This window comes from Pseudomonas sp. ITEM 17296 (genome assembly GCF_028895205.1).
Lineage (GTDB): Bacteria > Pseudomonadota > Gammaproteobacteria > Pseudomonadales > Pseudomonadaceae > Aquipseudomonas > Aquipseudomonas kermanshahensis.
On sequence record NZ_WJRS01000010.1, the window covers coordinates 124,693 to 137,211 of the forward strand.

8 protein-coding genes and 2 pseudogenes are annotated in these 12,519 nt (G+C 64.8%); 1 reads left to right on the forward strand and 9 read right to left on the reverse strand.

Features of this window, described 5'->3' with window-relative positions; translation table 11 throughout:
* Positions 1 to 230 precede the first annotated feature (230 nt).
* The 4 genes and pseudogenes from GIB19_RS13880 to GIB19_RS13895 form a co-directional block, all read right to left on the reverse strand.
* The gene (locus GIB19_RS13880) at positions 231 to 1,337 is read right to left on the reverse strand and encodes an acetoin dehydrogenase dihydrolipoyllysine-residue acetyltransferase subunit (RefSeq protein WP_274886855.1); all 1,107 of its coding nucleotides are present in this window, start codon (positions 1,335 to 1,337) and stop codon (positions 231 to 233) included.
* The gene (locus GIB19_RS13885) at positions 1,334 to 2,356 is read right to left on the reverse strand and encodes an alpha-ketoacid dehydrogenase subunit beta (RefSeq protein WP_186682121.1); all 1,023 of its coding nucleotides are present in this window, start codon (positions 2,354 to 2,356) and stop codon (positions 1,334 to 1,336) included. The genes GIB19_RS13880 and GIB19_RS13885 overlap by 4 nt, the downstream gene beginning before the upstream one ends.
* Before the next feature lie 33 nt (positions 2,357 to 2,389).
* A complete protein-coding gene (locus GIB19_RS13890; RefSeq protein ID WP_274886856.1) occupies positions 2,390 to 3,367 on the reverse strand; it encodes a thiamine pyrophosphate-dependent dehydrogenase E1 component subunit alpha in 978 nt (325 codons plus the stop codon).
* Positions 3,368 to 3,405: 38 nt separating this feature from the next.
* Positions 3,406 to 4,445: pseudogene (locus tag GIB19_RS13895) on the reverse strand (ATP-NAD kinase family protein); the annotation flags it as partial.
* A gap of 283 nt (positions 4,446 to 4,728) precedes the next feature.
* Between GIB19_RS13895 and GIB19_RS13900 the strand changes: the two are divergent.
* Positions 4,729 to 6,582: a sigma-54-dependent Fis family transcriptional regulator gene (locus GIB19_RS13900; protein WP_274886858.1), complete on the forward strand. Its 1,854-nt coding sequence runs from the start codon at positions 4,729 to 4,731 to the stop codon at positions 6,580 to 6,582.
* 363 nt (positions 6,583 to 6,945) lie between these two features.
* Here GIB19_RS13900 and accC read toward each other — a convergent pair whose 3' ends face one another.
* The 5 genes and pseudogenes from accC to GIB19_RS28430 form a co-directional block, all read right to left on the reverse strand.
* Positions 6,946 to 8,301: an acetyl-CoA carboxylase biotin carboxylase subunit gene (gene accC, locus GIB19_RS13905; RefSeq protein WP_099428241.1), complete on the reverse strand. Its 1,356-nt coding sequence runs from the start codon at positions 8,299 to 8,301 to the stop codon at positions 6,946 to 6,948.
* 17 nt (positions 8,302 to 8,318) lie between these two features.
* Positions 8,319 to 8,777 (reverse strand): acetyl-CoA carboxylase biotin carboxyl carrier protein, encoded by a 459-nt coding sequence (gene accB / locus GIB19_RS13910; RefSeq protein ID WP_027594950.1) that lies wholly within the window; start codon positions 8,775 to 8,777, stop codon positions 8,319 to 8,321.
* A 100-nt stretch (positions 8,778 to 8,877) separates the two neighbouring features.
* Complete coding sequence (gene aroQ, locus GIB19_RS13915; protein ID WP_008093086.1) at positions 8,878 to 9,330, reverse strand: type II 3-dehydroquinate dehydratase; 453 nt, start codon at positions 9,328 to 9,330, stop codon at positions 8,878 to 8,880.
* 179 nt (positions 9,331 to 9,509) lie between these two features.
* A complete protein-coding gene (locus tag GIB19_RS13920) occupies positions 9,510 to 11,288 on the reverse strand; it encodes a protein-disulfide reductase DsbD (RefSeq protein ID WP_274886859.1) in 1,779 nt (592 codons plus the stop codon).
* A 341-nt stretch (positions 11,289 to 11,629) separates the two neighbouring features.
* Positions 11,630 to 12,154: pseudogene (locus GIB19_RS28430) on the reverse strand (methyl-accepting chemotaxis protein); the annotation flags it as partial.
* Positions 12,155 to 12,519: the final 365 nt, after the last annotated feature.

Consider the following 12,519-nt stretch of genomic DNA (forward strand, 5'->3'; position numbering starts at 1 on the left):
CACGCCTGTGCCAGCGCACGCGGCCGCCTTGTTTGTCCGACGCGATATTGAGGCGGGCACCAAGAAGGCCGCGCGCCCATGCCCCAGGAATAATTGGCCCGAAACAGATGTGGGAGCAGCCTTGTGCTGCGAAGCGCCGCGCGGGCGGCGCTCGATCTCACAGGCGCAGACCCCCTCAAGGCATGCACTTCTAAACCCAGACACCACCCCAAGCCATGCCCCTCATTCCCTCAATGCCCCCGCAAGAAATCCACCATCTTCCGGTTGACCTGTTCAGCCGCCTCCATCTGCACCATATGGCCAGCGTCCGGCAGTACCAGCACTTCGGCTTCCAGCCCGTCGGCATGGCTGGCCGGGATAATCGCGTCCTTCCCGCCCCAAATCACCAGCGCCGGATGCTGCCCCAGCACGCCGCGCAGGTCGTGGCGCTGCTGGTCGCCCTCGGCGATAGCCGACACCAGCTGGCGCAGCGCCGCATCGACGCCCTCCAGGCGCTTGAACTTGAGCATGTCCTCCAGCAATTGCCGGGTGACCAGCGCCGGGTCGGCAAACAACTGCACCATTTGCGGCTTGAGTGCATTGCGGTTCGCCGCAGCCACGAAACCTTGGAGGTACTGCCCGTTGATGGCAGTCCCAAGCCCAGCACTGGCCACCAGGGTGAGGCTGGCCACCCGCTGTGGCGCCAGGCGCGCCACGTTGAGGCTGACAGCGCCGCCCATCGAGTGCCCGGCCAGGTGGGCGCGGGGGATGTCCAGGTGGTCGAGCAGTGCCAGCACGGTTTCGCTCAGCTCATCCAGGTCGCCGCGTTGCAGCGCCTTGGCCGATTCCCCGTGCCCCGGCAGGTCAAGGGCGATGACGCGGCGCTCGGCCGCCAGCGCCGGGTGGTTGAACAACCAGTTGTTCAAATCACCGCCAAAGCCATGCACCAGCACTAGCGGCGTTCCGCCTTCGCCCAGCTCGAACCAGCGCAACAGGCGGCCGCCCACGTCGGCTTTTTGCGGGGTTGGCCCTTGTGCCTGGTCGGCGCCACCTTCGGCGACGAATTCGGCCTGGAAGCGCTGCACCACGGCATCGATCTCGGCCTCGTCGGCTCCGCCTTCCACCACCACCGCCAGCAACGCGCCGACCGGCAGGGTTTCATCTGGCTGGGCCACCAGGCGGCGCAATACACCGCTGAAGGGGGCTTCGACGCTGCTGCTGATCTTGTCGGTCTCGACGTCCAGCACTTCGTCGCCTTTGTTGATGGCGTCACCTTCCTGCTTGAGCCAGGTGTCCACCCGGCCCTCGGTCATCGACAGGCCCCACTTGGGCATGGTCAGCGTATGGATCTGGCTCATGCGGCGCTCCTTGCAGCTTCGATCACTTTGCGCACGGCAGCCTCGATCTTCGCTGCGTCGGGGATGTACAGGTCTTCCAGCGCATCGGAGAACGGCACTGGCGTGTGTGGCGCGGTGACCATCTCGATCGGGCCCTTGAGGGCGCTGAAGGCTTTCTGCGCCACCAGTGCGCTGATGTCGGTGGCCATCGAGCAGCGCGGGTTGGCTTCGTCGATCACCACCAGGCGGCCGGTTTTCTCAACACTTTCCAGGATGCTGTCTTCATCCAGCGGGCTGGTGGTGCGCAGGTCCAGCACTTCGCAGTCGATGCCTTGGCGGGCCAGGTTGTTGGCGGCTTCCAGCGCCACATGGACCATGCGCCCGTAGGTCACCAGGGTCACGTCGTCGCCGTCGCGCAGGAAGTTGGCTTCGCCGAACGGCACGCTGTAGACCTCTTCCGGCACCTCGCCCTGCAGGCTGTAGAGCAGCTTGTGCTCGCAGAAGATCACCGGGTCGTTGTCGCGTATCGCCTGGATCAACAAGCCCTTGGCATCGTATGGCGAGGACGGGCAGACCACCTTGAGGCCGGGGATGTGTGTCCACAGCGAGGTGAGCATCTGCGAGTGCTGGGCCGCAGCGCGAAGGCCAGCGCCGTACATGGTGCGCATCACCAACGGGGTCACGGCCTTGCCGCCGAACATGTAGCGGAATTTGGCGGCCTGGTTGAGGATCTGGTCCAGGCAGCAGCCGGCGAAGTCGACGAACATCAGTTCGCACACCGGGCGCAGGCCTTGGGTTGCGGCACCCACGGCGGCGCCGACATAGCCGATTTCCGACAGCGGCGCGTCGAGCACCCGCCCAGGGAACTGGTGATACAGGCCTTTGGTCACGCCCAGCACGCCACCCCAGGCGTCCTCTTCACCGGGCGCACCGGCACCGCCAGCCACGTCTTCGCCAATGATGAACACCGTACTGTCGCGGCGCATTTCCTGGGCCAAGGCTTCGTTGATGGCCTGCTGGTAGCTGATCTTTCTTGCCATGGTGATTCTCCTCTTGTTCTTGTAATCCGCGGCTCAGGGGTAGCTGACGTAGACGTCGCTGAGCAGGTCGGCGGGCTGTGGCTTGGGATCGGATTTGGCACGGCGTACGGCGTCCTCGATCAGGTCTTCGACACGCGCGTCGATGGCGTCGAGTTGCTCAGCGCTGAGCAGGCCGGCACGGGTGGTCTTGTTGCGGAACTGCATCAGGCAATCACGGGACTCGCGCAGGTTCTTCACTTCATCCGGGGCGCGGTAGGTTTGCGCATCCCCTTCGAAGTGGCCGTAGTAGCGGCTGAGCTTGACCTCGATCAGCGAGGGGCCTTGCCCGGAGCGCGCACGCTCGATGGCAGCGCCTGCGGCTTCGTACACGGCAAAGAAGTCGAAGCCATCGATGGTCACGCCCGGCATGCCAAAGCCGGCAGCGCGGTCGGCAATGTGGTCGCAGGCCACCGACCAGTTCGACGCCGTGGCCTCGGCATAGCCGTTGTTCTCGGCGACGAAGATGCACGGCAGGTTCATGATCGAGGCCATGTTCATGGCTTCGAACACGGCGCCTTCGTTGGAGGCACCGTCGCCGAAGAAGGCCACCGACACGTCATCGCGGCCCTTGAGCTTGGCGGCCAGCGCGGCGCCTGCAACCAGTGGCGCGCCGGCCCCGACGATGCCGTTGGCACCGAGCATGCCTTTTTCCAGGTCGGCAATGTGCATCGAGCCACCCTTGCCGCCGCACACGCCGGTCTTCTTGCCGTAGATCTCGGCCATCATGCCGTACACGTCTACGCCCTTGGCGATGCAGTGGCCATGGCCGCGGTGGGTCGAGGCGATGCAGTCGCTGTCACGCAGGTGGGCCATGACGCCTGCGGCGGACGCTTCTTCGCCGGCATAGAGGTGGACGAAACCGGGGATTTCGCCGGTGGCGAATTCCACGTGCAGACGTTCCTCGAAGGCGCGGATGGTGCGCATCACTTCATAGGCATGCAGCAGGTGTTCTGTACTGAGTTGATTGGACATCTTGTTGTTCTCCAGGGTTGTCTCAACACGCGGTTGCAGGGTGTAGCCGGTGGCCGCGCGGCACGGCCAGCAGGTGATGGCGGGCGGCGTGGGCCAGCACGGCCTCGACGTCCACGGTGAGCGGGCCTTGGTGGTCCAGGGTGATGGTGGGGGTGTCGTGCTCGGCGAATTCGATCTCGCGTTCGCCATCCAGGGCCAGGGTGCCGCTGCTTAGGCTCAGGCGATGGGCGACGCCCGGCGTCAGCACGCCGCTGGCGGTGATGCCGCAGCCTTGCAGCAGGCCAGGCGCCAGGGGCGCGAGCAGGGCCTGCTCGGCGCCGGGGTTCAGGCGCACCCAGGCGCCGTGCGGGTCCTGGCGTGACACCGGGCACCACAAGCCGCACAGGGCCGACAGGCCGATGGCATGGGGTTCGGCGAAGCAGGCGAACACCTCGCTGAGGTCTTCGCTGCGGCTCAGGGCGCGGGCGCCAATGAAACGCTGGGGCGACACGGCGACTTCCACCAGTGCCCACTCGTCCAACTGCTGCTCGGGCACCTTCACCCGCAAGCGCTTGTTGCGGCGCAGGCCGATGCTGGCGGGCACGTGGCCGCTGGCGAGCAAGCCGCCCGCCAGGCCGGCGCTGGTGGCTTCGCGTAATTCCGGGAAGGCATTGTTGGTGCCGGTGGACAAGGTCAGCAGTGGGATGTCACCGGCTTCTGCTGCCACTGCCTTGTGGGTGCCGTCGCCGCCGAGCACCGCGATCATCGCCACGCCTTGGCCGACCATGCGTCGGGTGGCCAGGCGGGTATCGGCAACGGTCTGGGTCAATGGCAGGTCGAGCACTTCGATGTTCGGCCAGTGCTGATCGCGGGCAGCGGGGCCTTGGCTGGCCTTGAGCACGGCGGCGGCGATGCCGGTCATGTCGGTTGGCAGCAGCACCCGGCCGATGCCGGTGGCACCGAAGGCGGCCAACAGCCGCTGGATCGCCGACGCCTTGTCGGTGCTCGAATAGAGCCCGGCACTGGCGGTCAGGCGGCGCAGGTCGCGGCCGGAGGCAGGGTTGGCAATGATCCCGACAGTCGGGGTGGGTTGCGGCATGGCGCACCTCGTATTCTTGTTTGTCAGGGACAGAGCAAGGGAGGTGCCAGCTTTGTTTCATCTGCCTGAAGTGGCTGTGCCAGAGCGGTCTATGTGTAGGAAAGGGCGTGCGCCCAGCATGCCCGGCGAGACGCGGGGTGCCAGGCTGCGGCGGCTTTTGCCGAGACGCTGAGACGCTGCGTCTCAAGCGAACCGGTATTCACACAGTGCTTGTCGGGGCATGCCCGGAAGCGCTTAATGGCCGCACAACGATAAAAACAGCAATGAGAACCGGAGGGCCTGAATGCTTGCCGCGAACTCCCGAGCCCATGTCGACTGCGTCAGCCGGGTGCTGAAAAACGCCGACCGCCTGCCACAGGCACCGGTGCCGCCGCTGATCCTCGATTCCTGGCGCCGCTCCATGGACCTGTATCGCCTCGACCCCGGCTCCCAGCAGGGCCCACGTATCCTTTCGCAAAGCCTGCTCAACGAATGCCGCGAACGTGCCGAGCTGTTTCTGCGCATCGCCGGCGACGCCGTGGCACGGCTGCATGAGCAGGTCCGCGGCGCCGACTATTGCGTGCTGCTCACCGACGCCCAGGGGCAGACCATCGATTACCGGGTCGAGTCCGCCATCCGCAATGACTGCCGCAAGGCCGGGTTGTACCTGGGCACCTGCTGGTCGGAAGGCGAGGAGGGCACTTGCGGGGTGGCGGCGGTGCTGACCAGCAAGGCGCCGGTCACGGTGCACAAGCGCGATCATTTTCGCGCCGCCTTCATCGGCCTGACCTGCACGGCGGCACCGGTATTCGACCCACTGGGCGAGCTGCTGGGCGTGGTGGATGTCTCGGCCTTGCGATCCCCGGACGACCGCCGCAGCCAGCACCTGATTCGGCAACTGGTCGAGCAGACCGCGCGCGAGATAGAAAACGCCTTCTTCATGCACAGTGCCCAGGGCCATTGGGTGATGCGCGCGCATGGCACGCCGGGCTATGTCGAAAGCCAGCCCGACTACCTGCTGGCGTGGGATGCCGATGGCCGCCTGCAGGCAATCAACAGCCTGGCCCGGCAGCGCCTGGTGGAGCGCCTAGGCCGCTTGCCTGAGCACATCGGCGAGCTGTTCGACCTGGGCCAACTGCGCTGCAGTAACGAGGCCTCGGCCCAGCGCTTGCCAGGCTGGGGGGAACTGTATGGCCGCGTCAGCGCACCGCAACGGCGCCCGCGCCCGCAGCCTTTGCGCCAGGCACAGGACGCGCGCATCGAGCAGCACCTGCGCCTGGCCACGCGGGTCAAGGACTGCAGCCTGGCGGTGCTGGTGCAAGGCGAGACGGGCTCGGGCAAAGAGGTTTTCGCCCGCCAGTTGCACCGGCAAAGCCAGCGGCGCGAGGGGCCTTTCGTCACGCTGAACTGTGCGGCCATCCCTGAGAGCCTGATCGAGAGCGAGCTGTTCGGCTATGTAGCCGGGGCCTTCACCGGCGCCTCCAGCAAAGGTATGCAAGGGCTTCTACAGCAGGCCGATGGCGGCACCCTGTTTCTCGACGAAATCGGCGACATGCCGCTGAACCTGCAAACCCGGCTGTTGCGCGTGCTGGCGGAGGGCGAAGTGGCGCCCTTAGGCGCGGCGCGGCGTGAGCGGGTGGACATTCAGGTGATCTGTGCAACACACCGGGACCTGGCGGCAATGGTGGCGGATGGGCGTTTTCGTGAGGACCTGTACTTCCGCCTGGCCAACGCCCGGTTCGCGCTGCCGCCGTTGCGTGAGCGGGAGGATCGGCTGGGTTTGATTCATCAACTGTTAGCCGAAGAAGCCGAAGCGTGCGGGGTAGAGGTGGTGTTGGCGGACGATGCATTGCAGGCGCTGCTGCTTTACCGTTGGCCGGGGAACCTGCGCCAACTGCGGCAGGTGTTGCGTTATGCCTGTGCGGTGAGTGAGGGCGGGTGGGTGCGGCTTGAGGATTTGCCGCAGGAGGTATGCGGCGATACGGTTGCTTCTGCTGAAACGGAGGCCTCCAGCCCGGCGCGGCAGTTGTTGCTGGATGCGCTGATCCGGCACCGCTGGAAGCCGGCTGATGCGGCGCGGGCGTTGGGGATATCGCGGGCGACGCTGTATCGGCGGGTGCATGAGCACCGGATCGAGATGCCCAGAATGAAAGGGTGATGGGTTCGCCTCAGGTTTTTCAGCGCCTGTGAGGCCGAGCGCCGCCCGCGCGGCGCTTCGCAGCACAAGGCTTCTCCTACATCTGTTTCGGGCCAATATTCCTGTGGCATCGGCGCGCGGTCCCTTGGCGCCTGACACGATATCGAGTCGAACCAACGAGGCGGTCGCGCGCCAATATCACAGGCCTCACTGGCCCGAAACAGATGTAGGAGCAGCCTTGTGCTGCGAAGCGCCGCGCGGGCGGCGCTCGATCTCACTGGCAACACCCCCCTCAAGGCATGCACCTGCCAGCACCACCTATCCCTAAAGCCCATAAAAAAACCCCGGAACAGGTCCGGGGTTTTGGTACATCACACTACACGATCACTCCTGGCTGGCCAGTTTGTGCTCGAGGTAGTGAATGTTGACGCCGCCTTTGCAGAAACCTTCATCACGCACCAGGTCGCGGTGCAGTGGGATGTTGGTCTTGATGCCGTCGACGACGATCTCGTCCAGAGCATTGCGCATGCGCGCCATGGCTTCTTCGCGGTCCTTGCCGTAGGTGATCAGCTTGCCGATCAGCGAGTCGTAGTTCGGCGGAACCGAATAACCGCTGTACAGGTGCGAATCGACGCGAACGCCGTTGCCACCTGGGGCGTGGAAGTGCTTGACCTTGCCTGGGCTCGGGATGAACTTCTTCGGGTCTTCAGCGTTGATCCGGCACTCCAGCGAGTGACCACGAATCACCACGTCTTCCTGGCGGAACGACAGCTTGTTGCCAGCGGCGATGCTCAGCATCTCCTTGACGATGTCGATGCCAGTGACCATTTCCGACACCGGATGCTCAACCTGTACGCGGGTGTTCATCTCGATGAAGTAGAAGCTGCCGTTCTCGTACAGGAACTCGAAAGTACCTGCACCGCGGTAGCCGATTTCGATGCACGCATCGACGCAACGCTTGAAGACTTCCTGACGGGCCTTCTCGTCGATGCCCGGTGCTGGCGCTTCTTCCAGAACCTTCTGGTGACGGCGCTGCAGCGAGCAGTCACGGTCGCCCAGGTGGATGGCGTTGCCTTGGCCGTCGGACAGTACCTGAACTTCCACGTGGCGTGGGTTGGTCAGGAACTTCTCCAGGTAGACCATCGGGTTGCCGAACGCAGCACCGGCTTCGGTACGGGTCAGCTTGGCCGAGGAGATCAGGTCCTCTTCCTTGTGCACCACGCGCATGCCGCGACCACCACCGCCACCGGCGGCCTTGATGATCACCGGGTAGCCGACGTCACGGGCGATCGCCAGGGCGACTTCTTCGTCTTCCGGCAGCGGGCCGTCAGAGCCTGGTACGGTCGGTACGCCCGACTTGATCATCGCGTCCTTGGCCGAAACCTTGTCGCCCATCAGGCGAATGGTGTCGGCTTTCGGGCCGATGAAGGCGAAACCGGATTTCTCTACCTGCTCGGCAAAGTCGGCGTTTTCGGCCAGGAAGCCGTAGCCCGGGTGGATCGCGGTGGCGCCAGTCACTTCGGCGGCAGCGATGATCGCCGGGATGTGCAGGTACGAATCCTTGGATGGCGCGGGACCGATGCAGACCGACTCGTCTGCCAGGCCCAGGTGCATCAGTTCGCGGTCAGCCGTGGAGTGCACGGCGACGGTCTTGATGCCCAGCTCTTTGCAGGCACGCAGGATCCGCAGGGCAATTTCCCCGCGGTTGGCGATCAGGACTTTTTCGAGCTTCGCAGACATCGTTGGCTCTCCGCGGTTCAAACGATGGTGAACAGCGGCTGGTCGAACTCAACCGGCTGGCCGTCTTCTACCAGGATGGCGTCGATGACACCGCCGATCTCGGCTTCGATGTGGTTCATCATCTTCATCGCTTCGACGATGCACAGGGTGTCGCCTTTTTTCACCGACTGGCCAACTTCAGCGAAGTTAGGCGAGGTCGGCGATGGCTTGCGGTAGAAGGTACCGACCATTGGCGAGCGAACCACGGTGCCTTTCAGCGCCGGGGCAGCAGCTTCGGCGACAGGGGCAGCAGCAGCGGCAGCCGGGGCAGCTACAGGGGCAGCAGCCATTGGGGCCGGTGCGTAGAACTGCTGGGCAGCTGGGGTCTTGCTGTGACGGCTGATACGGACCGACTCTTCGCCTTCCTTGATCTCCAGTTCGTCGATGCCAGACTCTTCCAGCAGTTCGATCAGTTTCTTGACTTTACGGATATCCATTAATCATCAACTCCCAAAGGTTCGGTCAGGGGGCGTAATTGAAAACGTGTCTAAAACGTTTCTCTCAAACCCCGGCCCACTTAGGCCAGGGTCTCTGTCATCAGGGCTGTGCGTTGGCAGCCAGTTGTTCCAGCGCGGACTCCAGGGCCAGGCGATAACCGCTGGCGCCCAGGCCGCAAATCACCCCTACGGCCACATCGGAAAAGTAGGAGTGGTGACGGAACGGTTCGCGTTTGTGCACGTTGGACAGGTGCACTTCGATGAATGGGATGCTCACCGCAAGCAATGCGTCACGTAATGCGACACTTGTGTGGGTGAAAGCAGCCGGATTGATCAGGATGAAGTCCACACCCTCGTTGCGTGCGGCGTGAATGCGGTCGATCAGTTCGTATTCGGCATTGCTCTGCAGGTACTGCAGATGGTGGCCCGCGGCGCGGGCACGTTGCTCCAGGTCCTGGTTGATCTGGGCCAGGGTCACGGCGCCGTAGTGGCCCGGCTCGCGGGTCCCGAGCAGGTTGAGGTTGGGGCCGTGAAGCACCAGTAGCGTAGCCATCTGCGGATTCCTTGGATTTGTAGGGCAATTCGACACAGCGCGGCGAGTGTGCCGTAAAGCGACGGCAAGTGTCCAGTTCCCGGCAATAGCCAGCACGATGTCCGAGATTCGCGCGAAGTATGTGACCGGATAATTAAATCTGGTCACTGTCTCGAGGATTTTTCGCAGCTCGCCGGAAGTTATAGACCGAGTTTGCCGCGCACGCGCGTCAGAACCTCGGCGAAATCGCCGGCGTTTATCTCGCCTATGACCCGATCAGCGGTCATTTCGCTGCCGTTCGCCGCAAAGAACAGCAGCGCAGGCGGGCCGAACAGCTGGTAGCGGTCGAGCAGCGTGCGTTGCTCGGCGTTGCTCTCGGTGATGTCGAAACGCAGCAATTTGAAGGCGCTCAGCTGCGATTGCACCTGCGGCGCAGTGAGCACGTCGTGCTCGATCACCTTGCAGCTGATGCACCAGTCGGCGTACCAGTCCACTAACACCGGCTGGCCTGCGGCCTTGGCCTGGGCCAGTGCCGCGTCGAGCGCGGCGGGGGTGGTGAGGGTCTGCCAGGCATCGGCCTTGACGGCCGGGCTGGCGCTGCCCGTGGCCACGGCGGCGGCAGGCAAGGGGCGCAGGGGGTCGCCCTGGCCGTTCAGTGCCCCGTACCAGCAGGCCAGGGCGTAAACCAGCAACGCCAGGCCGAGCAATTGCGCCAGGCGTTGGCGCGGGGTTTTGATGACGAACTCCAGGGCACCGAGGAACAGCGCCACGCCGGCAGCCAGGAAGCCGACCAGCAGCAACGTCACCTGGCCAGGCAGCACGCGGCTGAGCAAGCCGATGGCCAGCCCCAACAACAGCACACCAATGGCGTTTTTCACCGTGTTCAGCCAAGGGCCGCTCTTCGGCAACCAGGCTGCGCCACCGGTGGCCACCAGCAGCAACGGCGCCCCCATGCCCAGGCCGAGGGCGAACAGCTTCAGCGCACCCCCCAGGGCATCGCCGCTGGCGCTGATATAAAGCAGGGCACCGGCCAGTGGCGCCGACACGCAGGGCGACACCAGCAAGCTGGAAAGCACGCCCAGCACTGCCGCGCCGACTAGCGAGCCACCTTTGGTGCGGTGGGCGAGCGAGTCCAGGCGATTGTTCAAGGCCTGCGGCAGCTTCAATTCGAACAGGCCGAACATGGCCAAGGCGAACACCACGAAGAACAACGCGAAAGGCACCAGCACCCAGGCCGACTGCAGCCGTGCCTGCAGGTTCAAGCCTGCGCCAAACAGGCCCATCAGCGCGCCCAGCACGGCGAAGCTGGCGGCCATCGATACCACGTAAGCAAGCGACAGCGCGAGGCCGCGCAAGCCGTTAGCCTGGCCACGCAGCACCACGCCCGAGAGGATGGGCAGCATCGGCAGCACGCAAGGGGTGAAGGTCAGGCCGACGCCGGCGAGGAAGAACAGCAACAGGGATTTCCAGCTCCAGGCCTGTTCACCTGTGGCCGGTGCCGCGCTGGGGGTGCCACCTTCGCCATCGATGCTCAGGCGCGCGGTTTCCGGGGGGTAGCACAGGCCCTTGTCGGCGCAGCCCTGGTAGCCCACCAGCAGGGTGAACGCGCGAGGGTCGGTGCGTGGCAGCTCGATGTCGAGCACGCCGTGGTACACCTCGACGTCACCGAAGAACTCATCGTGCTTGGCTTCGCCTTTGGGGATGTTGGGCGTGCCCACGGCCACGTCGGCTGGCTCTGTGCGGAAATTGAAGCGGTGGTGGTAGAGGTAGTAGCCGTCGGTGGCGACGAAGCGCAGTTTGATGGTTTGGGCATCGGCCTGGATCAGGCTGAGCTTGAACGCTTCGTGCACGGGCAGGAAATCGGCAGCGTTGGACAGCGAAGCGGCGCCGAGGGTGGCGCTGGGGCGGTTGTCGAGCAGGCCCGTGGCGAAGGCAGGGCTGGCCAGCAGCAGGAACAGCAGGAGAAACAGGCGGCGCATGGCGGACTCGCGAGGTGGAACGTGCTGGGCATGATAGCGGAGTTGGTAGGGGTTGGGGCCAGTGGTGCTCGTCAGGCAATTTTTGGCGCCTGTGAGATCGAGCGCCGCCCGCGCGGCGCATCGCGAGCAACGCTCGCTCCTACGTTTGTTTTCGGCCAATAACGCCTGTGACAGGCGCGCGCGACCGCCTTGTTTGTTCGACGCGATATCGCGTCATGCGCCAAGGCGGTCGCGCGCGTTTGCCCCAGGAATAATTGGCCCGAAACAAACGTAGGAGCAAGCGTTGCTCGCGATGCGCCGCGCGGGCGGCGCTCGATCTCACAGGCGCAGAAAGTGCACGCTCACACCCTGAACGCCCGCACCGCCGTGCTCAGCTCGCTGCCCAGGCTCAGCAATTGCTCCCCTTGCTCACGCCCCTCGCCAATGCGCTGCAAATTGTCCTCGCCCAACTCGTGAATCCGCTCGCTATGGTCACGAATCTCGCTCACCGCACCGCTCTGTTGGGCCGTGACATCGGCAATCCGCACCGCCGTATCGGCAATGGTACGAATGGCGCGGACAATCTCGTCCAGCGCGCCATCTGCGGCCTGGGCCTGGTCGGCGGTGGCTTCGGCATGTTCCAACTGTGCCCGCATGCCCGCCACCGAGCCTCTGGCGGCTTGTTGCAAGCGGTCGATCAGTGTCTGGATCTCGCCGGTGGCGCCTGTGGTGCGCTGCGCCAGGGAGCGCACTTCGTCAGCCACCACGGCAAAGCCACGGCCCATTTCGCCCGCGCGGGCAGCTTCGATCGCGGCGTTCAGGGCCAACAGGTTGGTCTGCTCGGCAATCGAGCGAATCACCGTCAATACGCCGCCAATGGTGGCGGACTCTTCAGCCAGTTGTTCGATCATGCGGGCGTTACCCTGCACTTCGTCCACCAGTTCTCGTAACCCCGACAAGCTCTGGCCAATCACCGCCTGGCCGTGCTCCACCGCCCGGCCGGCATCGCGGCTGGCGTCGGCAGCCGCGCTGGCATCGCCGGCCACTTGCTGGATGGTCGCTTCCAGTTCACCCAGCGCGTCGCGAATCTGCCCGGTGTCGCCCGCCTGGCGCTCGGCACCGTCGTGCAGGGCGGCGCTCATACCGGCCAGGGCGTGGCTGCTGCCGGCCACCTGTTCGGCGTTGTGGCGGATGGTGCCGACCAGTTCCACCAGGTAGTGGCGCAGGCGGTTGAGCGATTCCTGGATGTCGT

Excerpts from the sequence above, each read along its gene's own strand:
- GIB19_RS13880 (WP_274886855.1), bottom strand. The coding sequence starts at position 1,337 with ATGAGCCAGATCCATACGCTGACCATGCCCAAGTGGGGCCTGTCGATG.
- GIB19_RS13885 (WP_186682121.1), bottom strand. The coding sequence starts at position 2,356 with ATGGCAAGAAAGATCAGCTACCAGCAGGCCATCAACGAAGCCTTGGCC.
- GIB19_RS13890 (WP_274886856.1), bottom strand. The coding sequence starts at position 3,367 with ATGTCCAATCAACTCAGTACAGAACACCTGCTGCATGCCTATGAAGTG.
- GIB19_RS13900 (WP_274886858.1), top strand. The coding sequence starts at position 4,729 with ATGCTTGCCGCGAACTCCCGAGCCCATGTCGACTGCGTCAGCCGGGTG.
- accC (WP_099428241.1), bottom strand. The coding sequence starts at position 8,301 with ATGTCTGCGAAGCTCGAAAAAGTCCTGATCGCCAACCGCGGGGAAATT.
- accB (WP_027594950.1), bottom strand. The coding sequence starts at position 8,777 with ATGGATATCCGTAAAGTCAAGAAACTGATCGAACTGCTGGAAGAGTCT.
- aroQ (WP_008093086.1), bottom strand. The coding sequence starts at position 9,330 with ATGGCTACGCTACTGGTGCTTCACGGCCCCAACCTCAACCTGCTCGGG.
- GIB19_RS13920 (WP_274886859.1), bottom strand. The coding sequence starts at position 11,288 with ATGCGCCGCCTGTTTCTCCTGCTGTTCCTGCTGCTGGCCAGCCCTGCC.